Origin of the sequence: Nocardioides sp., assembly GCF_964228225.1 — a bacterium.
In the GTDB taxonomy this organism is placed as follows: Bacteria; Actinomycetota; Actinomycetes; order Propionibacteriales; family Nocardioidaceae; genus Nocardioides.
Genome location: NZ_CAXQZB010000022.1, coordinates 1 through 21380, shown reverse-complemented (window position 1 = coordinate 21380; position 21380 = coordinate 1). Strand labels below are relative to the sequence as shown.

Here is a 21380-nt window from a genome sequence, read left to right as displayed (position 1 = left end):
ACCCTGCTGCCTGTGGCGACCCGTCCGATCGACCTCAACGCCGACCTCGGCGAGGAGGTCACCGACGATGCCGCGCTGTTGGCCGTCGTCACCAGCGCCAACGTGGCCTGCGGCTACCACGCCGGGAGTGCGGCGATCATGCGCGCGGTCTGCGAGGAGGCGGCCCGCCGCGACGTCGCGATCGGGGCGCAGGTGTCCTACGACGACCGGGCGAACTTCGGCCGGGTGGCGCGCGACGTAGACCCCGACGTGCTGCGCGCGCAGGTGGCCGACCAGGTGGGGGTGCTCACCGAGGCGGCCCGGGCCGCCGGGCTCGTGGTGAGCTACCTCAAGCCGCACGGGGCGCTCTACCACCGCACGATGGTCGATCCCGAGCAGGCCGAGGCCGTGCTCGCCGGCTCCGGCGACCTCCCCGTGCTCGGCATGGCGGGGGAGCTGCTCACCCGGGCCGCCGCCGCGGGTCGCACCGTGCTGCGCGAGGGATTCCCCGACCGTGGCTACGGTCCCGACGGCCGGCTGCTGCCGCGCGACCGGCCCGGTGCGCTGCTCCACGACAGCGACGAGATCGCCGCCCGCGCGGTCGTCCTCGCCGCCGAGGTCGACTCGGTGTGCGTGCACGGCGACAGTCCGACGGCGGTCGACCACGCCCGCGCCTGCCGCGCGGCGCTGGAGGCTGCCGGCCACCGGCTCGTGGGGCTGCACCGGTGGCGGTGAGCGTCCGCCCGATGGGCCGCGACGCGCTGCTGATCGAGGTGGCCGACGCCCGCGAGGCCGTGGCGTTGACGACGTGGCTGCGCGGGCGTGCCGAGGCCGGCGAGGTCGTGCCGGGGGCCGCCACCGTGCTGGTGCGCGAGCCCGCCGACCGGGCGGCGCTGCTGCGGACCGTCGCGGACTGGACCCCGCCGGAGCATGTCGCCCCGACACGCACCGTCGAGGTGCCGGTGGTGCTCGACGGCGCCGACCTCGCCGACGTCGCCCGGGCCTGGGACACCGACGTCGACGGCGTGGCCGCCCGCGTCGCCGACCTGCGGCTCACCTCGGCGTTCTGCGGGTTCGCGCCCGGGTTCGCCTACCTCGCCGGGCTGCCGGCGCGGCTCGCGCTGCCCCGGCTGGCGTCCCCACGACCGCGGGTGCCGGCCGGCTCGCTCGCGATCGGCGGGGGATGGGTGGGGCTCTACCCCACGGCCTCGCCCGGCGGCTGGCGGCTGCTGGGCCGCACCGACGTCGCGCTGTTCGACGTCGACCGCGACCCGCCCGCCCTGCTCGCCCCGGGCACCCGCGTGAGGCTGGTGCCGCGATGAGGGGGCTGGAGGTGCACGAGGCGATCGGCCAGGTGACCGTGCAGGACGCCGGACGGCGCGGTCACGCGCACCTCGGGGTGCCGCGGGCCGGCTGGCTGGACGACCCGGCCGCGCGCGCGGCGCTGCGGGCGGTGGGGGAGCCCGAGGGCGGGGCGCTGCTGGAGGTGCTCGGCACCCTCGAGGTCGGGCTCCTCGGCCCGGCGCGCTGGGCGGTGGTCACCGGCGCGCCCGGTCCGCTCGTCTGCGGCGGCCGGCCCCGGGCCCACGGAGTGCCCTTCCGCTGGGAGCCCGGTGCGCGGGTACGGGTGGGGCGGCCGGTGCGCGGGGTGCGGCGCTACCTCGCGGTCGGCGGGGGCCTCGAGGTCCCCTCCGTCCTCGGGTCGCGGGCCACCGACACCCTGGGCGGCCTGGGCCCGGCGCCGCTGCGGGCGGGCGACGTCGTGCCGCTCGGCGTTCCCGTGGCGCCCCCGCGCTTCGCCGACGTCGTGGCCCCGGCGGCGGTGGCCGGTCGTGCCGGGCCGGTGGGCCTCACCGTGGGTCCGCGGCTGGACTGGTGCGCGCCGGACACCCTCGGCGTGCTCACGGGGTCGGTGTGGCGGGTCCAGCCCGACTCCGACCGCGTGGCGGTGCGCCTCGACGGCCCGCCGCTGACCCGGGTGCGCACCGAGGAGCTGCCGAGCGAGGGCCTGGTGCCGGGGGCGGTGCAGGTGCCGCCCGGCGGCCGACCGGTGGTGTTCCTCGCCGACCACCCCACCACCGGCGGCTACCCCGTGGTGGCGGTCGTCGACGCCGAGGACCTCGCGCTGCTGGCGCAGGTCGCCCCGGGCGATGCGGTGCGGTTCACGGCCTCGCGGCGTTCCTGACGAACGCGAGACAGTCCTCCACCGGCCGGAACCCCATCCGCTCGTTGATCGCGATCATCCAGCGGTTGGTCTCCTCGTTCTGCGTGTGCACGCGCGAGGCGGTGGGATGCGCCCGTTGCACGGCACGGAGGTTGGCCGCCTTCACCGCCAGCCCGAGCCGGTGGCCCCGGTGCTCCCGGTGCACGAAGGTGCCCCACTGGGCGACGTCGTCGTCGGCGAGGCGCACCGCGAGCGTCGACTGCGCCGCCACGGCGCCGTCGGGGGCGATCGCCAGGGTCTCGTACATCCGCAGTCCGCTGGCGATGCTCGAGGCGCGCTGGGCGCGGAACCGCTCGGGGGTGATCCGCTCCTCCTCCCACTGCACCGACCCGGTGGGGGCGTCCACGGCGAGCTGGCCGTGCAGCACCACCAGCGAGGCGACGACGTCGTCGGGGACCGCGTCGTCGACGTAGGTCACGACGTCGTAGCCCTCGTGGTGCGGGGCGGCCTCGGCGCACCAGGCGTCGAGGCGCTCCTCGGGCACGGGCAGGTCGAGGTGGCGCACGACCTCGTTGGTGGCGAGCTCGAACCCGGCCCGCGCGGCCATCCGGTGCGCCGGGTGCGCCGGGCCCGCGCCGGCGGGCAGGAAGGCCTCGACGAGCAGGGTGGTGCGGTCCGCGGCCTGCGCCTCGGCCACGAGTGCGGCGAGCAGCGCGGTGCCGTGACCGCGCCCCTGCGCGGCGGGGTCGACGAAGACCAGCAACCAGGCCTTCTCCCGGTTGTCGAGCAGGGGCAGGAACAACGATCCGGTGCCGACCATGGCGCCGTCGGCGAACCAGCCGTAGAGCCGTGCCTCCTCGCCCGGGTCGGGATCGCGGAAGGTGTGTGCCAGCTCGGCCAGGCTCCACACGGGCGCGTGCGGGCGTCCCTGCTGCAGGGCGGCGGCGCAGATCCGGTGGGCCTCGGCGAGTGCGGCGTCGTCGGCGGTGTCGAGCGGTCGCAGGGATCGCAGGGGGCGCAGGGCGGTCACCGCCGTGACGCTAGCCCTCGCCGTCCTCCGGCGCGACGGGTTTCGGCGGCGCCCAGGCGTGCAGGGCGGGATCGTCGACGGCCAGGCTCCGCACGGGGCCCGGCCCGGTCTCGGCGGTCTCGAAGCGCACGGTCACCACCCCCCGGCCCGAGCCCCACACCCAGCCCCGGCCGTGCTCGTCGTGCTCGACGTCCTGACCGGGGTGCCAGGTCGAGCGCGACCGCACGGTCTCGGGCAGCGGCAGCTCCGGCTCGGGCGCGGGGTCGGCGGTGCTCTCGCCGAACAGGTCGTCCTGCACCCAGTCGGCCAGCCCGCTGACGCCGACGCCGAGCAGCCGCACGCCCCCGGTCGTGTCGAGCTCGCCCAGCAGCGCGGTGGCGGTGCGGGCGATCACGCGGTCGGTGTCGGTCGGCTCGGGCAGCGTGGCCGAGCGGCTCAGCGTGGTGAAGTCGTGCAGCCGGACCTTGATCGACACCGTGCGCCCCGAGAGTCCCGAGGCGTGCAGACGCCGGGCGACGTCGCCGGCCTGGCGGCGCAGCAGCTCGGCCATGAGGGTGCGGTCGGTGAGGTCGGTGGCGTAGGTGTTCTCGGTGCTCACCGACTTCGCCTCGCGCTCGGGCACCACCGGCCGGCGGTCCTCGGCCCGCGCGAGCTGGTGCAGCGCGGCGCCCTGGGCCTGCCCGAGCAGGCGCACCAGCTCGTCCAGCCCCAGGGCCTCCAGGTCCGCCACGGTCTGCACGCCGGCCCCCCGCAGCCGCTGGGCCGTGGCGGCGCCGACGCCGGGGATCACGGTCACCGGCCGGGGCCGCAGCAGCTCCTGCTCCGTGCCGGGCGGCACCACGACGAGGCCGTCGGGCTTGTCGAGGTCGCTGGCGATCTTGGCGATGAACTTGCTGGTGCCCAGCCCCACCGAGGCCGTGAGGCCGCCGGTCGCCTCCTGCACCCGTGCGCGCAGGTCGCGGGCCAGCGCGGTCACCGTCGGCAGCTCGAGGTCGGGCAGGTCGGCGGCGGCGAGGTCGACGAACGCCTCGTCCAGCGAGAGCGGCTCCACGAGGGGGGAGACCTCGCGCAGCAGCCCCATGACGACGACGCTCACCTCGCGGTACACCTCGTACCGGCCGCCGAGGTAGGCCGCGTGCGGGCACCGCGACCGGGCCTCGCGGGTGGACATCGCTGAGCGCACCCCGAAGGCCCGGGCCTCGTAGGACGCGGTCGACACGACGCCGCGACCGCCGGTGCCGCCCACGATCACGGGCCGGCCGCGCAGCGAGGGCTTGTCGCGCTGCTCCACGGCGGCGAAGAACGCATCGAGGTCCAGGTGCAGGACCGATGCGTGGGTGCGCATGGCCGCACGTTATCCCCAGCCGCCCGCAGGCCGACGATCTCCACCGGTCGACCTCGCCGGCCCGGTGCGGCGACGGCGGTCTCGGGGAGCGTCGGGCGCATGACGACGCCCGACCTGCCCCTGAACCCCGACCGGCTCGACCTCACCGTGCGCACCGAGGAGGACGTCCTCGCGCTGCCGCCGCTCGTGCTCGGATTCCACCCCACCCACTCGGTGGTGATGCTCACCTTCGGTGCCGTGCGCTCGTTCCACGCCCGCGTCGACCTGCCCGCGACCCGGCAGGAGGCCGCCACGGTCGCGGGAGCGCTGGTCGAGCCCGCCCGCCGCCACGGCGTCCGGCAGGCCGCCCTGGTGCTCTACGGCGAGGCTGCCCAGGCGCGCCCCTGGCGCTGGGAGGCGGTCGTGGCGGGCCTGGAGGGGGCCGGCGTCGAGGTCGTGGGCGTGTGGTGGTGCACCGGCGGGAGGGTCCGGCGGTGCGTGCCCGGTCCGCCCGAGCCGTGGCGCACGCTCGACCTCGCCGACCACCCGTTCGTGGCGGCGGCGGTGCTGTCGGGGCGTGTCACCCGGCGCGACCGCGCCGAGCTCGCGGCCCTGCTGGCGCCCGACCCGGTGCGGGTCGCCGAGGTCGCCGCGGCGCTCGGCCGGCTGCCCGCGGCGCCGGGCCCCGAGGAACGGTGGAACCAGATCGGGCTGGTCGCCACCGCGATGCGGCGCTGGGCCGACGAGGCCCGACCACCGCAGGCCACCTGCGGGCTGGACGCCGACGACCGGGCGCGCCTGCTCACCGCCCTCATGGTGCCGGTGCTGCGCGACGAGGCGCTGGTGCACCTGCGCCAGGGACGCCCTCGGCGCGCGATCGACGCCCTGTGCGACCTCGTGCGCAGCAGCCCGGCGCAGGTCCGCGCCGGCGCCGCCGGGCTCCTGGCGTGGGCGGCGTGGCAGTCCGGGGACGGCGCCCTGGCGTGGTGTGCGGTCGACACCGCGCTCGCAGCCCGGCCGGGGCACCGCTTCTCCGAGCTGATGGCCCAGGTGCTCGTCCGGGCGATCCCGCCCGAGGCCTGGGCCGAGATCGAGGCGGCCTGAGGCCTAGGCCGTCGCCCAGCGGCCGCGGCGCGGGCGCACCCACGAGCGCCGCATGCCGGTGCCCGGCAGGTGCCACCCGAAGCGGGTGACCACCGCCATCGTCAGCGGGACGCCGGTCTCGCCCGCTGCGGCCGTGGTGGCGGCGAACCACGCGAGGTCGAGGTCCTGCAGCTCCAGCCCGCCGGTGCGGGTGACCCACACCAGCGCCGGCGGGGGAGCGGTCGGCGTCAGCCGACGGGACGCGGCTCCCAGCACGTCCAGTCGCAGCGCGTGGTCCCAGTGGGCGGGGGCCAGCGGGCCCGCCAGCTCCCAACACGCCAGCGGTCCGCGAGGGTCCCCCGGATCGCCGACCCGCACCACCGCCGGGTGGACCCGCCGGGACTCGGCGGCGCCGTGCTGCACCACGGCGAGGCGCAGCCGATCCTGGAGCTCGGGTGGCGCGGGCACGGAGGGGGTCATGGGCCCCAGCCTGCGCCCTCGGGGTCGGGCGGCGCGCCGGTCCTCCACAGGCCCTCGGCAGCAGCACGTCGGCGGGGTAGCGTGCGGCCCATGCCGACCGTCGTCGTGGGATACGTGCCCAAGCCCGAGGGGGAGGCCGCGCTCGAGCGGGCGATCGAGGAGGCCACGCTGCGCGGCGCCGCCCTCGTCGTCGTCAACTCGCACCGCGAGCGCGGTGACGGCGAGGTCGATCTCGGCGCGGTGCGGGCCCGGCTGGAGGACTCCGGGATCGCCTACGAGGTGCGGCAGCTCGCGCGCGGGTTCGAGGCGGCCGAGGACCTCGTGAGCGTGGCGGAGTCCCACGACGCCGACCTCATCGTCATCGGCCTGCGGCGGCGCACGCCGGTGGGCAAGCTGATCCTGGGCTCGAACGCGCAGCGGGTGCTGCTCGACGCGCACTGCCCCGTGCTGGCGGTCAAGGCCTGACCTGGGATCATGGGGGCCATGGCCTTCCAGATCGCCGGTGAGCCCGCGGCCGACGCCGTCCTCGATTCCCACCCCTTCGCCGTCGTGGTCGGCATGATGCTGGACCAGCAGTACGGCATGGAGCACGCCTTCCGCGGCGGCTACAAGGTGCTGAGCCGCTTCGGGACCCTGGAGCCCGCCGCGATCGCCGCGGCCGATCCGGAGGAGTTCAAGCGGATGTGCAGCGAGCCGCCCGCCATCCACCGCTTCCCGGGGTCGATGGCCGGTCGGCTGCAGGAGCTCGCGGCCCTGGTCGAGGAGCGCTACGACGGCGACGTCACCCGGCTGTGGACCGAGGCCGGGACCGGCAAGGAGCTGCTGGCCCGGGTGATGCAGCTGCCCGGCTTCGGCAAGCAGAAGGCGCAGATCTTCGTGGCCCTGCTCGCCAAGCAGCTCGGCGTCCGTCCGCCCGGCTGGGAGGCCGCGGCCGGCGACTACGCGCTGCCCGGGTTCCGCTCGGTGGCCGACGTCGTCGACCCCGACAGCCTGCAGAAGGTGCGCGACTTCAAGAAGGAGAAGAAGGCCGCCGCCAAGGCGGCCGCGGCCGAGTGAGGCCCCTCGGGCACGGGTCCTGGGATCCGCGTGGCAGAATGGCGCGAGCGGCTCTTGACGACAGCGGGCCTTGTCGCGCCCACCGTCGTCCGGCTCCGCGCCAGGCCGCAGATTCCGCCAGCCCCACGAGAGGTGTTCGTGTCCTCGAACGCACGCAAGCTCCCTGACGACGTCCTCACCCACCCCGCGGTGGTGTCGCTCATCGACCAGGCACGTCCGACCGGGACCTTCACGCCGGCGCAGGTGCGCCAGGCCAGTGACGACGCCGGCGTGGAACCGCGCCACCTCAAGGCGCTGCTCGCCCACCTCAGCGACCTGGGGCTCAACGTCGTCCTGCCCGCCGAGGCCAAGGTCGCGGCCGCCACCACGAGCAAGAAGACCGCCACCGCCACCGCGAAGAAGGCGGCACCGGCGAAGAAGGCCGCCCCGGCCAAGAAGGCCGCGCCCGCCAAGGCGGCTGCGGCGGCCCCCGCGAAGGCTGCGCCGGCCGCCGACGCCCCCGAGGGCGACGAGCCCGACCTCAGCGACGTCGAGGCGGTCGAGGACCTCGACCTCGAGGTGCTGGTGGAGGACGACGCCACCGAGTCCGGCGAGGCCGGCGGCACGGCCGTGGCCGCGCCCGCCGTGGGCCCCGACGGCAAGAAGATCCTGCCCGACGTCTCGGACGAGCAGTTCGAGAAGGACGTCGCCTCCGACCCCTCCATCAAGGAGGACGAGAAGGAGGCGACCTTCGTCGTCTCCGCGGCCGACGACACCGACGAGCCCGAGCAGCAGGTCATGGTGGCCGGCGCGACGGCCGACCCGGTCAAGGACTACCTCAAGCAGATCGGCAAGGTCCCGCTGCTCAACGCCGAGATGGAGGTCGAGCTCGCCAAGCGGATCGAGGCCGGCCTCTTCGCGGAGGAGAAGCTCGGCAAGGGCGGCAAGGTCAGCGAGAAGGTCCGCGAGGAGCTGGAGTGGATCGCCGAGGACGGGCGCCGCGCCAAGAACCACCTCCTCGAGGCCAACCTGCGTCTGGTCGTCTCCCTCGCCAAGCGCTACACCGGCCGCGGCATGCTGTTCCTGGACCTGATCCAGGAGGGCAACCTGGGTCTGATCCGTGCGGTCGAGAAGTTCGACTACACGAAGGGGTCCAAGTTCTCGACCTACGCCACCTGGTGGATCCGTCAGGCGATCACGCGTGCCATGGCCGACCAGGCCCGCACGATCCGCATCCCGGTGCACATGGTCGAGGTCATCAACAAGCTCGCCCGCGTCCAGCGCCAGATGCTGCAGGACCTGGGCCGCGAGCCCACCCCGGAGGAGCTCGCCAAGGAGCTCGACATGACCCCCGAGAAGGTCATCGAGGTCCAGAAGTACGGCCGCGAGCCCATCTCGCTGCACACCCCGCTCGGCGAGGACGGCGACTCCGAGTTCGGTGACCTCATCGAGGACTCCGAGGCGATCGTCCCGGCCGACGCCGTGTCGTTCACCCTGCTCCAGGAGCAGCTGCACGCCGTCCTCGACACGCTCTCCGAGCGCGAGGCGGGCGTGGTGAGCATGCGCTTCGGCCTCACCGACGGTCAGCCCAAGACCCTCGACGAGATCGGCAAGGTCTACGGCGTCACCCGCGAGCGGATCCGCCAGATCGAGTCCAAGACCATGTCGAAGCTGCGCCACCCCAGCCGCAGCCAGGTGTTGCGCGACTACCTGGACTGATCTGCTCCTGTGGGGACCAGCGACGTGCCCCGGCCCATCGCGCGGGTTGTCGCCGCGCTGTCGTGTGCGCTCCTCCTGACCTCGTGTGCTGAGGTCGGGGACGTCGTCTCCGGGGATCGCACGCGGTACGTGGTCTCCGGTGCCTCGATGGAACCGACGATCCCGGCCGGAACGCGGGTCTGGGGCTCGCGGGTGGACGAGGGCTTCAGCCCCGCGCGTGGCCAGGTCGTCGTGTACGCGCCGCCTGCGGCGTGGGGTCCGATCGCCGAGGCGCTCGCCCACCGGGTCATCGGGCTGCCGGGCGAGACGGTCATGTGCTGTGCTTCGGACGGTTCGCTGGTGCTCGATGGGCAGCCCCTCGTGGAGGGCTACCTCGCGGAGCAGGAGGACTGCAACGGTCCGATGGTCTCCCTGTGCCGTGACGACTGGTCGGTGACCGTGCCCGAGGGGCATGTCTTCCTCATGGGGGACAACCGCGCCTACGCCGCCGACAGTTCCGACCAGATCTGTCCGCCGGCTGCCGGAGAAGCGCGATGCGCGGAGCACGCGAACGATCCGTTCGTCCCGATCAGCAGCATCATCGCCGTCCTGGACCCATGACCTCGGTCTCGTCGCGGGGCGTCGGGGAGACCGGAATTCCGGTGGCGCGCGAGTGCAGGGGCGGCGAGGCTGGGCGGATGGCCAGTGATCCCCTGAGCGCGGAGGAGGACCGGCGCCGCGTCCTGCAGCGCTTCTTCACCCCCGATGGCCGGCTGATGACGATCCCGGTGCGCCACGTGAAGCGGCAGGTGGTGCTCGACCACCTCGTGCAGCGCTTCGAGCTCGGCGTGGTCTACCCCGAGTCCGAGGTGCGGGCGCTGCTCTCCGAGGCCCACCCCGACCACGCCGCGCTGCGGCGCTACCTGGTCGAGGACGGCTTCCTCGCGCGCGAGGACGGTCGGTACTGGCGCTGCGGAGGCACGGTCGACCTCGACGGGGTGTGAGCCCTAGTTGTTCGTGACCCAGGACTTCTTCACGTAGAAGGGCATGACGAATCGGCAGCCCTGGCACACGTGCAGCTCGATGAGGTGGGTGCGGGCGTTCCACTTGGTCGGGAGCCGCGCCTCCTCCACGACCAGATCGGTGCCCTGGCAGTGCAGACAACGCACGCCTGAGACCTGCGGACCGTTCGATTCCCGTGCGTTCACGACGACCTCCCCGAGAAGGATGCGCCCCCGGTGGCGCGGGGCCACCATAGTCACAGGCCGAGCGACTGGAGGGCCGCGGTCACCGGTCGGGCGTCGGGGTCGGGGGGCCCATGATCTGGTCGTACATCGAGCGCAGGCGGGCGGTGACCTCGGCGGGTGCGCGGCGCGGGGTGCCGGCGTCGAAGGGGGGGGCGAGGGCGCGTACTCGAGGTCGAGCTGCAGCATCTGGGCCATGTGGGGATCGGAGAGTCGGGCGGCGAGGTCGAGTGCCATGTCGATCCCGGCCGACACCCCGGCGGCGGTGATGACGCGGCCGTCGACGACGTAGCGGTCCTCGACCGGGGTCGCGCCGAATGCGCTGAGCCGATCGAGCGTGTACCAGTGGCTGGTCGCGCGACGGCCTCGGAGCAGGCCGGCGGCGCCGAGCAGCAGGGAGCCGGTGCACACCGAGGTCATCCAGGTCGTGGTGGGCGCGACCTGCGCGAGCCATCGCACGATCGGGTCGTCCTCGGTGGCGCGATGCACGGCGGGCACCCCGCCGGCGACCACGACGACGTCGGGTCGAGGCACGTCGGCCAGGCCACGCTCGGCGACGACGGTGAGGGTGCGGTTGTCGAGCACGGGGCCGGGCTGTTCGGCGACGATCACCGGATCGATGCCGGGGGTGTGCGCCAGTACCTGGTTCGGGCCGATCGCATCGAGGGCGGTGAACCCCTCGAAGATCACGATGGCGAGCTGCATGGGTCGTCTCCGTTCCTGAGGTCCGTCATCGGGGCGTCCGGCAGGGCGACGCTGAGGTGGGGGCGGCCGGTGATCGGGTGGGTCCCCAGTTCCGAGCTGACCCCGAACACGGTGATGCCGCGGGGTCGTCGACGGCGCAGCCACACCCCGCCGCCGGTGAGGACCAGGACGCCGAGCCCGGCCGGCGCGACCCAGGCCGGCACCGACCCCTCGGACGACGTCGAGGGCGGTGCGGTGGGGTCGAGGATGAACCCGTAGCTCCCGCCGACGGGATGGCCGTCGGAGGAGACGATGCGCCACGAGACGGTGTAGCCGCCGGTGGCGAAGGCGGCGTCGGGCAGGGCGACCGTCGCCGTGCTCCCGGAGCGTGCGGGCTGGCTGAGCGGTACGGGCCGACCGGCGGGGTCGAGCATCGTGACGGAGACGGCCCGCGGGGTCGCGGTGAACTCCAGATCGAGCTCGGAGGGCATCGCGGCCACGGTCGTGTCCGCCGCGGGGGTGGACTGGTCGAGGTCGTCATGGGCCGCTGCGGGCCCGGATGCGAGCAGGGTCAGGCCGAGGGCCAGGGCTCCCAGACGTCCGATCCGGCGGGTCCCGCTCATGCGGTGATCGGGATCGGCGTGCCGGTGCGCCAGGACCCGGCGGCCTGGGGGAACGGTCGACTCAGCGTGACGACGACCGTGTAGCGGCAGGCCGTCGGCAGGTACCCCGACGCCGTCGCGACGCCGTTCACCGTGCGGCCCAGCTCCCAGACGAAGGGTGCTCCGACCTTGGCGGCCGTGCTGCCCTCGCGGTTGCAGGTCAGCTGCACCTGGCCACCGTTGGTGTCGGCGGGCATCCGGACGCTGATCGAGCGCGCGCCGACGCGGGTGCCGGAGATCGTGGTGCGCGGCGCGGCGCCGCTGCTGCTGGAGCCGAGCGCGATCCGAGCGGTGGAGGAGGCCGGCGTGGACACGCCGACGCCGAAGCCGGTGGCCTGGGTGAGCCGGTGGCCGTCGGCGCTCTCGATGGAGTACTCCACCGCGTACCCCCCGCGGGGGAGGGCCTTCCGGGTGGTCGCCTGCACCCGTGACTGGTCGCCCTCGAGGAGGATGAGCGAGGCGTTCCCCGACAGCACGGCGCCGCGGGGGCCCCGGACCCGCAGGGACGAGGGGGTGATGGTCACCTCCTCGTCGAAGGTCACCGAGACGGTGGTCGGGGTCGAGGAGACGCGCAGGACGGCGCCGTCCTGTGGTGTCCGGCCCACCAGGGTGGCGTGGGCGGAGGCGGGGGCAGTAGCGACCAGGGGGGACAGCAGGCGGGCGCCGGCGACGCCGGCTACGACCGAGGTGGTGCGGCGGCGTCGCGGAACAGGACGGATCATGATGACTCCTGGAGGGTGAAGGACGTGGTGGCGTCGGTGGTGGTCACGAAGCCGGCGTCGGTGAAGGACAGGGTGAGGTGGAGTTCCCAGCTCCCCGCGGGGAGCGTGACGTCCCCCGACCAGCCCTGCTGGTCGGCACTGAGGTCGACCTCGAGATCGGCGACCTCGGGGCTGCTGACCACGCCGACCAGCTCGGCCCCGGATCCGGATCCGGGGAAGGACGGGACGACGACGGCGATCGTGGTGGCGCCGTCCGCGACGCCGAAGGTGGCCCTGCCGGTGGTGCCGTCGGCGAAGGTGAGGGCGGCCTGGGACGGGGTGACGGCGAGCACGATGCCCGAGGGCGAGGCGGTAGCCGACGACGATGAGGACGACGGCGAGCAGCCGGCGATCGCGGCGACGAACGTGAGGAACAGGGCAGCGGCGAGGGGCCGCAGCAGGTGGCGGGCCATGGCGACGACCGGTCCACCGGGCGCGGGACCCGCATGGTCCCGCGCCCGGTGTGTCCGATCAGGTCAGACGGCGTCCGTCGCGACGGCCTTGCCCGCGATGACCAGGGTCACCGAGGAGCCGGCGCGTGCCGCCGCCTTCGCCACGCGGGCATCGAGGTCGCCGGCCTTGTCGAGCTTGCGGCTCAGCAGCACCGTGCCGCCGGCCGAGCGGACCTGCGCCATCTTGCCGGCGTAGCGACGCGCGGCGTCGACGCTCACCACCAGCGCGCCCTTCGCGGAGCGGGCCGTGAACTCACCACCCCAGGCCGGGGTGCCGCTCGCGCCGTCCTGACCGTTCTGGCCCGCCGGACCGGCCGGGCCCTCGGGGCCGGCGGGACCCTGCGGGCCCCGGGTGAGGTCGGCGGTCGGGTCGAGACCGACGGTCGCGGTGGGCGACTCCTTGCCCCAGCCGTTGAGGATGTCGCCGGCGTAGATCGTCTTGCGCACGGTGGTGGTGCCGTCGGAGAAGTCCACCTCGCAGCCCTGGCGGGTCTGGAGCACGAACTTGTTCGGCGCCAGGTCGGTGTAGGGCTGGGAGACGGTCGGCTGCTGGTAGCTGCCGTCGGCGTTCTGGTTGGTGCGGATGCTGGCGCGCAGCCCGAACTGCATCACGTCGTGGTAGGGCAGAGCCGAGTCCTGCTCGGCGATCGGCGCCTCGGTGTTGATGGCCCAGGTCGCGGTCGTGGTGGTGCTGCCCTCGGTGAGCGAGGTGCGCCAGCCCGAGCCGGGCTTGAACTCGGCCGTCACACCGCCGGCCCGCACGCCGAGCCACTCGACGGCGTCGTCCTTGGTGGCGTCCTGGCGGGGGAGGGAGACCTCCACGGACGTGGTGGAGAACTCCCAGGTGGTGCCGGCCTTCTCGGCGTGGCCGGGCACCGCCACCGGCAGGAAGCCGCTGCCGAGGCCGAGCTTCTCCAGCGCTGCGGGCATCGCGGCGTCGGTGATCGAGCAGCCGTGCGGCACGGCGAGCTTGAAGAAGGTGGTCTTGCTGAGCTGCGGGGGCTGGGGCGCGTCCCAGGTCAGGCCGACGTGGGCCTGGGCGGGGGCGGCGAGCAGCGCCGTGAGCGTGGCGGCGCCGGCGGCTGCGGCGACGGTCGCGGGGATGCGGGAACGCAGGGGCATGCTGATTCCTTCGGATGGGGGCGCAGGCGTGCGCCGGTCGCCCACGGACGGGGCGACAGGGGAATGGTCGACAGCGGAGGCCGACCGGTCCCCGTCACGAAGGAAGGGGAGGCGCGGTCAGCCGAGGGCGACGACCGGCGGTCCCCGCCGCGGTGCGGGGCCGCGTGCGACGTCGATGCAGGAACGGGGGTCCACCCGTGCGGTCGCCGGGGAGACCCGATGCTCCACGAGCGCCCAGATCCGGTCGAGACCGGAGCGAGGGCGCCGCCGCAGGCTGATCATGCCCACGACGTGACGCAGGGTGGCCTCGATCGAGGCGAGCACCATCAGCAGCAGGACGGCGGCCACGGTGTGCCCGACCAGGTGCAGGACGACCACGTTCTGTCCGTGCCCGCCTGCGGCGTGTCCACCGGCCCCGTGCTCGCCGGGAGTCCCGTGGGACGCGGTGCCGAGCTGGCCGTGGGTCCACCACTGGCTCCCCACGACCAGGGCGCCGACGACGGCGGACCGGCGGCGCGCGCGCGTGCGTCGGCGGCGCTGAGCAGCGTCGGTCGGGGCGGGCATCGGCGATCCTCGGGGAGTACGGCCCTCGCGGTGGGGAGGACCGAGGTGGGGTCAGGATGGCACAGCGTGCCGCAGCGCCCGCGCCGGGCGACCGCACCTGAGATGCGGGCGCCCGGCCGGACCCGGCTCAGTGCGGGGGCGCGGTGAGCGCCTGCTCCAGGTGCAGGCACAGGTCGTGGACGCACTGGTCGAGCGACTGCCCCGACTCCCGCTGGAGGAGTCCCAGACTCAGCTCGGCGACGAGGAGGGCGCCGCGCGCGAGGTCCTGCTCGCCGTCGAAGCCGTCCATCAGTTGTCGCGCCCCCTCGGCGTCACCCCGGTGGCGGGCGGCGAGGAGGCCGGCGACCCGCTGGGCCGAGGCGACCACGGGGGCGAGGTCGTGGCGGTAGCCCGGCGCGGTCACAGGATCAGTCCGGGAGTCTGGGTCCGTGCCCTCTCGAACCGGGCCTGCACGTCCTCCCAGTTGACGATGTTCCACCACTGCTGCACGAAGGTGGCCTTGTCGTTGCGGTACTGCAGGTAGTAGGCGTGCTCCCACATGTCGAGCATGAGCAGCGGCACCATGCAGATCGGCACGTTCCCCTGGTGGTCGAAGTGCTGGATGATGAACGGGCGCTGCGCCACCATGTCCCAGGTCAGCACCGACCACCCCGATCCCTGGACGCCGAGGGCGTTGGCCTCGAAGTGGGCTCGGAAGGTGTCGAAGCCGCCGAAGTACTCCTCCAGCAGCTGGGCCAGCTCACCGATCGGCTTGTCGCCCCCGTCGGGGCTCATGTTGGGCCAGAAGACCGAGTGGTTGACGTGTCCGCCGAGGTGGAACGCCAGGTTCTTCTCCAGCGTCGAGGGGGACCCGAAGGACTCCGACTCCCGCGCCTCGGCGAGCTGCTCGACGGTGGTGTTGATCCCCTTCACGTAGGTCGCGTGGTGCTTGTCGTGGTGCAGCTCCATGATCGCGCCCGAGATGTAGGGCTCGAGGGCGGCGTAGTCGTACGGCAGGTCCGGGAGGGCGTAGACGCTCATGATTGCAAGTCTCTTGTTCTTGCAAAGTCTTTGCAACAAGGCGCAGGGGTGAGGCCCGTCCCGACCACGCCGCGCTGCGGAGGCACGGTCGACCTCGGCGGGGTCTGAGGTCCTAGGTGGTCGAGCGCGGCCACCACAGCCGCGGGCCGAGGAGGGTGGCGAGGGCGGGCACGAGCAGGCTGCGCACGACGAAGGTGTCGAGCAGCAGGCCCACCGCGATCGTCGAGCCCACCTGTCCGATCGTGCTGATCTGGCCCGCGAGCAGGGCGAGCATGCTGACCGCGAAGATCACCCCGGCGGTGGTGATGACGCTGCCCGTCGCGGCGGTGGCGCGCGCGACGCCGTCGGCCGAGCCGTCGGGCGCCTCCTCGTGGATGCGCTTGGTGAGCAGCAGGTTGTAGTCGGCGCCGACCGCCACGAGGATCACCAGCGACACCGCGGCCACGGTCCAGTCCAGGGGGATGCCGAGCAGGTACTGCCACACCAGCGTCGCCACGCCCATGGCCGCGAGCCAGGACAGCACGACGGTGCCCATCAGCACGGTGGCGGCCACCGGACTGCGCAGCAGGAGCAGCAGCACGAGGAACACCGCGAGCAGCGAGCCCAGGGCGATCGTGCGCAGGTCGTCGGCGACGTACTCGCGCAGGTCGGCGTTGGTGGCGGCGACGCCGGTGACGCTCACCTCGACGTCGGCCAGCCGCGTGTCGCGCAGGGAGTCGGTGACGATGCGCTCGATCGCCCGCGCCCGCTGGGAGGCCTGCTCGCCGAAGGCGTCGGTGGTGCCGAGCACGACGAACCGCACCACGCGGCCGTCGTCGGAGATGAACAGTCGGGCGGCGTCGCGGAAGTCGGGGTTCGTGAGGGCGGCCGGCGGGAGGTAGAAGCCGCTGGTGAGCGGGTCCTCGCCGAGCTGGCGGTCGGTGGAGCGCAGCAGCGCCGCCGCGCGGGCCAGGCCGGCGCGCAGCTGGGGGAGCGAGGCGGCCACCTCGGTGGTGCCCTCGGCCAGACGACGGGTGCCTTGCGCCACCCGGTCGGTGCCGGAGGCGAGGTCGGCGGCGCCACCTTGCAGGTCGCCCAGCCGCGCGGCGAACGTGCGCTGTCCCTCGGCGAGCTGCCGGGTGCCGCTGCGCGCCACCTCGAGGCCGTCGCGCAGCCGCGCGAGGCCGTCCTCCAGGTCGCCCGCGCCACGGGCGAGGGCCCGCGCCGCGGCGGCCGCCTGCTTCAGGCCGGGCAGCAGCTGGTCGCGCTCGGCCTCGTAGATCACCCGAAGCCCCTCGCGGGCCTGCCGGCACACCGGGTCGGCGTCGCAGCCCAGGCTGGCGGTGTCGAGGGCGTCGTAGACCTGCCCGAGCCCGTCGACCCCGAGCGCGACCTGGTCGTAGCCGGCCGCGAGACCGTCGGCCAGCGTGGCCATCCCGCGGCGCAGGTCCCCGCTGCCCGACGCCGCCCGCTCTGCGCCGTCGAGGAGCCGGTCCAGGCCGCCCGCCAGACGACCGCCGGCGGCGGCGATCCGCGCCGCCCCCTCCGTGGCGGCGCTGGCCCCGTCGGCGAGCCGGCCGGCGCCCTCGGCCGCCAGCTCGGCGCCGTCGGCCAGCGCACCGGCCCCGCTGGAGAGCCGCCGCGCCCCGTCGACGCCGTCGGCGACCTGGCGGCCGGCGGCCTCGAGCCGTCCCCCGACCCGTCCGGACTGGCCGGCCAGAGAGGCCTGGGCGATGGGGGTGCCGGCAGGCCGGGTCAGCGTCCGGACCAGGTCCACCTGCGGGTGCTGGGCCACCGCGGCGGCGGCCCGCTCCAGCAGCGCGAGGTCGGCGCTGGTGCGCAGGTCGCGGTCCGCGCGCAGCACCACGTAGTCGGGCAGCACCTCGTTCACCGGGAAGTGCCGGGCCAGCAGGGCGTAGCCGCGGTTGCTCTCGGCGGAGTCGGGTAGCGGCTCCCGGAAGTCGTAGGACAGGTCGGCGAGCGGGAGCAGGGCCGCGAGCAGCACCAGCGGCGTCAGGGCGCCGACGGCGACGCGCACCGGGTGCAGCATCACCAGGCGGGCGACCCGCTGCCAGCCGGCCGGCGTCGTCGCGCCGCGCGGTTCGCCGAGTCCGCGACGACCGGCGAGCACCAGCAGTGCCGGGGTGAGCGTGAGCGCCAGCGCCAGGTTCACCGCGATGCTCACCGCCACCGCCGGTCCGGTCGTGGTGAAGAAGCCGACCTGGGCCAGCGACATCGCCAGCGTCGCCAGGATCACCGTGACCGCCGAGCCGGTGATGACCGAGCCGATGCGGGTGGCGGCCATCGCGGCGGCGTCGGCCGGGGCGAGACCCAGCCTGCGCTGCTCGTGGTAGCGGGCGATGAGGAAGACGGCGTAGTCGGTGCCGGCGCCGAGCACGACGGCGGTGAGGAAGGTGCCGCTGAAGGTCGAGACCGTGAACAGCCCCTGGTCGCCGCACAGCGCGACCGCCGCACGCCCGAGCCCGAGCCCGATCCCGACGACGCCGAGGATGAGCGCGGTCAGCACGAGGGAGCGGTACACGAGCAGCAGGATCAGCGCGATGAGACCGATCGTGACCACCGTGATCCGCAGGACACTGCTCTCGGTGGCCAGCGTCGCGTCCACGACCGTGGCGGTCGGGCCGGTCACGACGACGTCGAGGCCCGGCGGGGCCGCGGCGCGCACGATCTCGCGCACCGCCTCCACCTGCCGCAGCGACGTCGGTGCCCCGGTCGCGCCGGTGATCCCGACCAGCAGGTAGCGGGCCTGCTGGTCCTCGCTGGTCAGCGCGCGCCGCAGCGCGGGATCGGTGAGGTCCTGCACGAACACGACGTCCTGCGGGTCCGCGGCCAGTGCGTCGCCGAGCTGCTCGGAGTAGCGCCGGTCGGCCGGGCCGAGCCGGGCGCCGTCGCGCTCCATGGCCACCACCACCACGCTCTGGCTGCCGGCCGACCCGAACGAGGACCCCATCAGCTGCGCCGCCCGCTGCGACGGGGCCTCGGGGGGCACGACGGGGGAGGAGTCGCGCCCGGCGACCTCCTCCAGCTGCGGCACCGCGACGTTCAGCAGCACCGTGAGCCCCACCCAGACCAGCACCACCAGCCACGGACGGCGGGTGCTGATCGCGGCGAGGCGCGACGGCGTCGGAGCGGACACGGCGGATCTCCTCGGGGAGCGGTGCTGACGATCGGGGGAGCGGGTGCCCCGAGGGTAGGGCCTGGCCCCGCTCGCCGACCTCAGGCGGGTCGGTACAGGCCGCGGCGGCCCGCGACGGGCGCCCAGGCGTCGCTGATCCCGAGGGTCGACTCGGCGGTGCCGAGCACCAGGAAGCCGTCGGGTGCGATCACGCGCCGCACGCGGGTGAGCACCTCGACCTTGGTCGCTACGTCGAAATAGATGAGCACGTTGCGCAGCAGGACGAGGTCGAACGGCGTGGTGATCGGGTAGGGCCGGGTGAGGTTGATGGTCTTGAAGGACACCTTCGCGCGCAGCGGGGCGGCGACCACGTACTCGGTGCCCACCTGGTCGAAGTGGCGCGCCCGACGCTCGGGGCTCAACCCCCGCACCGCCTCGACGTCGCTGTAGCGCGCGGCCCGCGCGCGCTCGACCATCGCCGGGTTGATGTCGCTGGCCAGCACCTGCAGGTCCGTGGCGGCGCACGCCGGCGTCTCCGAGGCGGCGATGAGCAGGCTGTACACCTCCTGGCCGGTCGAGCAGGCCGCGCTCCACATCCGCAGCGGTCGCCCCGCGCGGGCGGCGGCGAGGCTGGGCAGCGCGTGGTCGGCCAGGGCCGCGAACACAGCGGGGTCGCGGAACCACGACGTCTCGTTGGTGGTCAGGGCACTCACCAGCGCCACCACGGTGCCGGGCGGCGTCGTCGCCGAGCGGCGCAGGTGCCGCACGAGCTGGGTGACGTCGGGGAAGCCGAGCTCCTGGGCCAGCGGGGTGACCCGGTTGAGCACCAGGTAGTCCTTGCCGTCCTCGATGGCGATCCCGCTCTCGCGCTGCACGAGCTCGCGCAGGTAGTCGACGGTCTCGCGGGTCAGTGCGGTCGGGGTCATCCTCGGCCGCCGCTTCAGATCCCGAAGTGGCTGACCTCGCGGCGCAGGCGCTCCGCGAGTTCGCTCAGGGCGCCGACCGCCCCGAGGTTCGCGCCCACCGCCTGGGTGGTCATCGCGGTCGCGGTCGCGACCCCGGAGATGTTGTGGGCGATCTCGCCGGCCCCGGTGGAGGCGGCGTCGAGGATCCGGTTCATCTCGCTCGTGGTGGCGGTCTGCTCCTCCACCGCGGCGGCGATCGTCATCTGGTGGTTGCTGATCGCGGTGATGATCGTGAGCACCTCGCCCATGGCGCTGACCGCGCGCTCGCTGTCGGCCTGGATGGTCTGCACCCGTCGCACGATGTCGTCGGTGGCCTTGGCCGTCTCCTGGGCGAGGTCCTTGACCTCGTTGGCCACGACGGCGAAGCCGCGGCCGGCCTCGCCCGCCCGGGCCGCCTCGATGGTGGCGTTGAGGGCCAGCATGTTCGTCTGCTCGGCGATCGAGGTGATCATCTGCACGACGTTGCCGATCTCCTGGCTGGACTGCCCGACCCGGGCCACCTCGCCGTGCGTGCGCTCGACCACCGACACCGCCTCGTGGGCCACCCGGGAGGCCTCGATGGCCGACTGGGAGATCTCCACGATCGAGGCGCTCATCTGCTCCGAGCCCTCGTAGATCGTCTGCACGTTGGCGGAGACCTCCTCGGCGGCGTTCGAGACGACGCTGGCCTGCACCGAGGTCTCCTCGGCGCCGGCCGCGATCTGCTGGGACGACGCCGAGAGCTGCACGGCGGCCGCGGCCACCTGGTCGGTCGACTCGGTCACCGTCGACACCACCGACGCCACGGCGGACAGGGAGGAGTTCAGCGACCGCTGCAGGTCGCCGAGCTCGGCCGAGGCGTCCTCCGCCACCTGCTGGGTGAGGTCGCCCCGGGCGAAGGCGCCGAAGGCGCGCGTCACGGAGGTGAGCGGACGGGTGATGCTGCGCGAGATGATCAGGCCCAGGCCGAGCAGCGCGGCCAGGCACAGGCCGCCGACCAGGGCGACGATCAGGCGGAGCCGGTCGATGGAGCCGGACACGGCGTCCTGGGAGACCCCGCGATCCATGGCGAAGTCGTCGAGGGAGGCGGCGATCTGCTGCTCGAGGGCGTCGGAGATCTCCCCGACCGTCGCCAGCTCCTGCCGCGCGGCCACCGGCTGCGCCTGGGCCCGGGTGAGGAAGGCGTCGTACTGCGAGGCGACGGTGTCGAACTCACCGGCGATCGTCTCGACCTGGGTCGTGTTGTGCTCGTCGAGGTCGAGCTGGCGCATCTGGCCGACGAGGTCCTTCGCCTCCTGCTCGTGGGTGGTGAAGGCCTCGCGGGAGGCCCCGACGAGCACGGTGTCGTAGACGTCGACGCGCATCTCGGTGGCCCGTTCGGCCAGCGTCGTCATCAGCGTGCGGCCGTCGCTGATCTGCGTGGCGACGGCGGTGTCGCTGCGGATCCCCCCGACCGCGACCCAGGCGGCCCCGCCGATGACCAGGATCCCGAGGGCGCCGGCCCCGGACAGTGCGGTGAGTCGACGTCCGACCGACCAGGTGATCTTCATCGTGATCCTTGCCCCAGGCTCCTCACCCGCCTTCCGGCGGGCGGCGCGCAGCGTCGGCGCGCACCGGATAGATCGCTCGCGACCAATCCGATCTGAGGCGTTGTGCTTGAAAGTTGCAAGGGATCGGGGCGTTCGGGGCCGCCCCGCGATCCTACGTTCCGGTGTCGTGGTTCGGGGCAGGAATCGGCGGATCCGCCGTTCCGGAGTCGCTGGTGCTGGTGCCCTCACCACGCCGGTGCCACGATGGGGCATGACCACTGTGCTGATCATCTCGGGCGTCGTCGTCGCCGTCGTCCTGCTGCTGCTCCTGCGGCGTGGCCCGCGTGCCTCCCGCCACCTCGACCACCGTGCCGGCTACGACGCGATGTCGCGCCAGGCCGACGGCATCCGCAACCAGAGCTCCGGACCCTTCGGGCTCTGAGGACGGGCTGAGAACGGCGACGGGCCCCCGGCGATCGCCGGGGGCCCG

Annotated in this window: 24 protein-coding genes; 10 read left to right on the top strand and 14 right to left on the bottom strand. The window is 74.2% G+C overall.

Features of this window, described 5'->3' with window-relative positions; all coding sequences use genetic code 11:
* The first annotated feature begins 12 nt into the window (after positions 1-12).
* Genes ACERUJ_RS05520 through ACERUJ_RS05510 form a run of 3 tightly spaced genes read left to right on the top strand, consistent with a single transcriptional unit; the run spans position 13 to position 2164 of the window.
* A complete protein-coding gene (locus tag ACERUJ_RS05520; RefSeq protein ID WP_370247468.1) occupies positions 13-714 on the top strand; it encodes a LamB/YcsF family protein in 702 nt (233 codons plus the stop codon).
* Positions 711-1301 (top strand): allophanate hydrolase subunit 1, encoded by a 591-nt coding sequence (locus ACERUJ_RS05515; protein ID WP_370247466.1) that lies wholly within the window; start codon positions 711-713, stop codon positions 1299-1301. Before ACERUJ_RS05520 ends, ACERUJ_RS05515 begins: the two co-directional genes overlap by 4 nt.
* Positions 1298-2164 carry a biotin-dependent carboxyltransferase family protein gene (locus ACERUJ_RS05510; protein WP_370247465.1) on the top strand — a complete coding sequence of 289 codons (867 nt, stop codon included), beginning with the start codon at positions 1298-1300 and terminating at the stop codon, positions 2162-2164. Before ACERUJ_RS05515 ends, ACERUJ_RS05510 begins: the two co-directional genes overlap by 4 nt.
* On the opposite strand, the gene ACERUJ_RS05505 is transcribed toward ACERUJ_RS05510, so the two are convergent.
* Together ACERUJ_RS05505 and ACERUJ_RS05500 are read right to left on the bottom strand one after the other, a co-directional pair.
* Positions 2142-3173 (bottom strand): GNAT family N-acetyltransferase, encoded by a 1032-nt coding sequence (locus ACERUJ_RS05505; protein WP_370247464.1) that lies wholly within the window; start codon positions 3171-3173, stop codon positions 2142-2144. The two genes, ACERUJ_RS05510 and ACERUJ_RS05505, sit on opposite strands and share 23 nt — an antisense overlap.
* A 10-nt stretch (positions 3174-3183) precedes the next feature.
* A complete protein-coding gene (locus ACERUJ_RS05500) occupies positions 3184-4518 on the bottom strand; it encodes a DNA polymerase IV (RefSeq protein ID WP_370247463.1) in 1335 nt (444 codons plus the stop codon).
* Positions 4519-4617: 99 nt separating this feature from the next.
* On the opposite strand from ACERUJ_RS05500, the gene ACERUJ_RS05495 reads away from it, so the two are divergent.
* A complete protein-coding gene (locus ACERUJ_RS05495) occupies positions 4618-5601 on the top strand; it encodes a DUF4192 domain-containing protein (RefSeq protein ID WP_370247462.1) in 984 nt (327 codons plus the stop codon).
* 3 nt (positions 5602-5604) lie between these two features.
* Here ACERUJ_RS05495 and ACERUJ_RS05490 read toward each other — a convergent pair whose 3' ends face one another.
* Entirely contained in the window at positions 5605-6060 is a 456-nt protein-coding gene (locus tag ACERUJ_RS05490) for a hypothetical protein (protein WP_370247461.1), read from the bottom strand.
* A gap of 90 nt (positions 6061-6150) precedes the next feature.
* On the opposite strand from ACERUJ_RS05490, the gene ACERUJ_RS05485 reads away from it, so the two are divergent.
* From ACERUJ_RS05485 to ACERUJ_RS05465, 5 genes are all read left to right on the top strand, one after another.
* The gene (locus ACERUJ_RS05485) at positions 6151-6525 is read left to right on the top strand and encodes a universal stress protein (RefSeq protein WP_370247460.1); all 375 of its coding nucleotides are present in this window, start codon (positions 6151-6153) and stop codon (positions 6523-6525) included.
* A gap of 18 nt (positions 6526-6543) precedes the next feature.
* On the top strand, positions 6544-7116 hold the full coding sequence (locus ACERUJ_RS05480; protein WP_370247458.1) for an HhH-GPD-type base excision DNA repair protein: 573 nt from the start codon (positions 6544-6546) through the stop codon (positions 7114-7116).
* 138 nt (positions 7117-7254) lie between these two features.
* Complete coding sequence (locus ACERUJ_RS05475; RefSeq protein ID WP_370247457.1) at positions 7255-8814, top strand: RNA polymerase sigma factor; 1560 nt, start codon at positions 7255-7257, stop codon at positions 8812-8814.
* Positions 8815-8823: 9 nt separating this feature from the next.
* On the top strand, positions 8824-9414 hold the full coding sequence (lepB, locus tag ACERUJ_RS05470) for a signal peptidase I (RefSeq protein ID WP_370247456.1): 591 nt from the start codon (positions 8824-8826) through the stop codon (positions 9412-9414).
* A 77-nt stretch (positions 9415-9491) separates the two neighbouring features.
* Positions 9492-9797, top strand: coding sequence for a DUF2087 domain-containing protein (locus tag ACERUJ_RS05465; RefSeq protein ID WP_370247455.1), 306 nt, complete (start codon positions 9492-9494; stop codon positions 9795-9797).
* Positions 9798-9800: 3 nt separating this feature from the next.
* On the opposite strand, the gene ACERUJ_RS05460 is transcribed toward ACERUJ_RS05465, so the two are convergent.
* From ACERUJ_RS05460 to ACERUJ_RS05410, 11 genes are all read right to left on the bottom strand, one after another.
* Positions 9801-10742 (bottom strand): DJ-1/PfpI family protein, encoded by a 942-nt coding sequence (locus tag ACERUJ_RS05460; protein WP_370247454.1) that lies wholly within the window; start codon positions 10740-10742, stop codon positions 9801-9803.
* Positions 10724-11344, bottom strand: a complete 621-nt coding sequence (locus ACERUJ_RS05455) for a copper resistance protein CopC (RefSeq protein WP_370247453.1) — start codon at positions 11342-11344, stop codon at positions 10724-10726. The genes ACERUJ_RS05460 and ACERUJ_RS05455 overlap by 19 nt, the downstream gene beginning before the upstream one ends.
* Positions 11341-12105: a copper resistance protein CopC gene (locus tag ACERUJ_RS05450; protein WP_370247452.1), complete on the bottom strand. Its 765-nt coding sequence runs from the start codon at positions 12103-12105 to the stop codon at positions 11341-11343. Before ACERUJ_RS05450 ends, ACERUJ_RS05455 begins: the two co-directional genes overlap by 4 nt.
* Positions 12102-12557, bottom strand: coding sequence for a hypothetical protein (locus ACERUJ_RS05445; protein ID WP_370247451.1), 456 nt, complete (start codon positions 12555-12557; stop codon positions 12102-12104). Before ACERUJ_RS05445 ends, ACERUJ_RS05450 begins: the two co-directional genes overlap by 4 nt.
* A 63-nt stretch (positions 12558-12620) precedes the next feature.
* Positions 12621-13718, bottom strand: a complete 1098-nt coding sequence (locus ACERUJ_RS05440; RefSeq protein ID WP_370247450.1) for a hypothetical protein — start codon at positions 13716-13718, stop codon at positions 12621-12623.
* A 117-nt stretch (positions 13719-13835) separates the two neighbouring features.
* Positions 13836-14282 (bottom strand): hypothetical protein, encoded by a 447-nt coding sequence (locus ACERUJ_RS05435; protein ID WP_370247449.1) that lies wholly within the window; start codon positions 14280-14282, stop codon positions 13836-13838.
* Positions 14283-14409: 127 nt separating this feature from the next.
* Positions 14410-14685, bottom strand: coding sequence for a hypothetical protein (locus tag ACERUJ_RS05430; protein ID WP_370247448.1), 276 nt, complete (start codon positions 14683-14685; stop codon positions 14410-14412).
* Positions 14682-15302 carry a superoxide dismutase gene (locus ACERUJ_RS05425; RefSeq protein WP_370247447.1) on the bottom strand — a complete coding sequence of 207 codons (621 nt, stop codon included), beginning with the start codon at positions 15300-15302 and terminating at the stop codon, positions 14682-14684. Before ACERUJ_RS05425 ends, ACERUJ_RS05430 begins: the two co-directional genes overlap by 4 nt.
* A 112-nt stretch (positions 15303-15414) precedes the next feature.
* Positions 15415-18438: an MMPL family transporter gene (locus ACERUJ_RS05420; RefSeq protein ID WP_370247446.1), complete on the bottom strand. Its 3024-nt coding sequence runs from the start codon at positions 18436-18438 to the stop codon at positions 15415-15417.
* 80 nt (positions 18439-18518) lie between these two features.
* The gene (locus ACERUJ_RS05415; protein ID WP_370247445.1) at positions 18519-19343 is read right to left on the bottom strand and encodes a protein-glutamate O-methyltransferase CheR; all 825 of its coding nucleotides are present in this window, start codon (positions 19341-19343) and stop codon (positions 18519-18521) included.
* Between the two features lie 14 nt (positions 19344-19357).
* Positions 19358-20911, bottom strand: coding sequence for a methyl-accepting chemotaxis protein (locus tag ACERUJ_RS05410; protein WP_370247443.1), 1554 nt, complete (start codon positions 20909-20911; stop codon positions 19358-19360).
* A 250-nt stretch (positions 20912-21161) separates the two neighbouring features.
* Here ACERUJ_RS05410 and ACERUJ_RS05405 point away from each other — a divergent pair, with 250 nt between their 5' ends.
* Entirely contained in the window at positions 21162-21332 is a 171-nt protein-coding gene (locus ACERUJ_RS05405; protein WP_370247440.1) for a hypothetical protein, read from the top strand.
* Positions 21333-21380 lie beyond the last annotated feature (48 nt).

Coding starts and splice junctions, on each gene's coding strand:
- ACERUJ_RS05510 (WP_370247465.1), top strand. CDS start 1,298: ATGAGGGGGCTGGAGGTGCACGAGGCGATCGGCCAGGTGACCGTGCAG.
- ACERUJ_RS05500 (WP_370247463.1), bottom strand. CDS start 4,518: ATGCGCACCCACGCATCGGTCCTGCACCTGGACCTCGATGCGTTCTTC.
- ACERUJ_RS05495 (WP_370247462.1), top strand. CDS start 4,618: ATGACGACGCCCGACCTGCCCCTGAACCCCGACCGGCTCGACCTCACC.
- ACERUJ_RS05490 (WP_370247461.1), bottom strand. CDS start 6,060: ATGACCCCCTCCGTGCCCGCGCCACCCGAGCTCCAGGATCGGCTGCGC.
- ACERUJ_RS05485 (WP_370247460.1), top strand. CDS start 6,151: ATGCCGACCGTCGTCGTGGGATACGTGCCCAAGCCCGAGGGGGAGGCC.
- ACERUJ_RS05480 (WP_370247458.1), top strand. CDS start 6,544: ATGGCCTTCCAGATCGCCGGTGAGCCCGCGGCCGACGCCGTCCTCGAT.
- ACERUJ_RS05465 (WP_370247455.1), top strand. CDS start 9,492: ATGGCCAGTGATCCCCTGAGCGCGGAGGAGGACCGGCGCCGCGTCCTG.
- ACERUJ_RS05460 (WP_370247454.1), bottom strand. CDS start 10,742: ATGCAGCTCGCCATCGTGATCTTCGAGGGGTTCACCGCCCTCGATGCG.
- ACERUJ_RS05455 (WP_370247453.1), bottom strand. CDS start 11,344: ATGAGCGGGACCCGCCGGATCGGACGTCTGGGAGCCCTGGCCCTCGGC.
- ACERUJ_RS05450 (WP_370247452.1), bottom strand. CDS start 12,105: ATGATCCGTCCTGTTCCGCGACGCCGCCGCACCACCTCGGTCGTAGCC.
- ACERUJ_RS05445 (WP_370247451.1), bottom strand. CDS start 12,557: ATGGCCCGCCACCTGCTGCGGCCCCTCGCCGCTGCCCTGTTCCTCACG.
- ACERUJ_RS05440 (WP_370247450.1), bottom strand. CDS start 13,718: ATGCCCCTGCGTTCCCGCATCCCCGCGACCGTCGCCGCAGCCGCCGGC.
- ACERUJ_RS05435 (WP_370247449.1), bottom strand. CDS start 14,282: ATGCCCGCCCCGACCGACGCTGCTCAGCGCCGCCGACGCACGCGCGCG.
- ACERUJ_RS05425 (WP_370247447.1), bottom strand. CDS start 15,302: ATGAGCGTCTACGCCCTCCCGGACCTGCCGTACGACTACGCCGCCCTC.
- ACERUJ_RS05415 (WP_370247445.1), bottom strand. CDS start 19,343: ATGACCCCGACCGCACTGACCCGCGAGACCGTCGACTACCTGCGCGAG.
- ACERUJ_RS05410 (WP_370247443.1), bottom strand. CDS start 20,911: ATGAAGATCACCTGGTCGGTCGGACGTCGACTCACCGCACTGTCCGGG.
- ACERUJ_RS05405 (WP_370247440.1), top strand. CDS start 21,162: ATGACCACTGTGCTGATCATCTCGGGCGTCGTCGTCGCCGTCGTCCTG.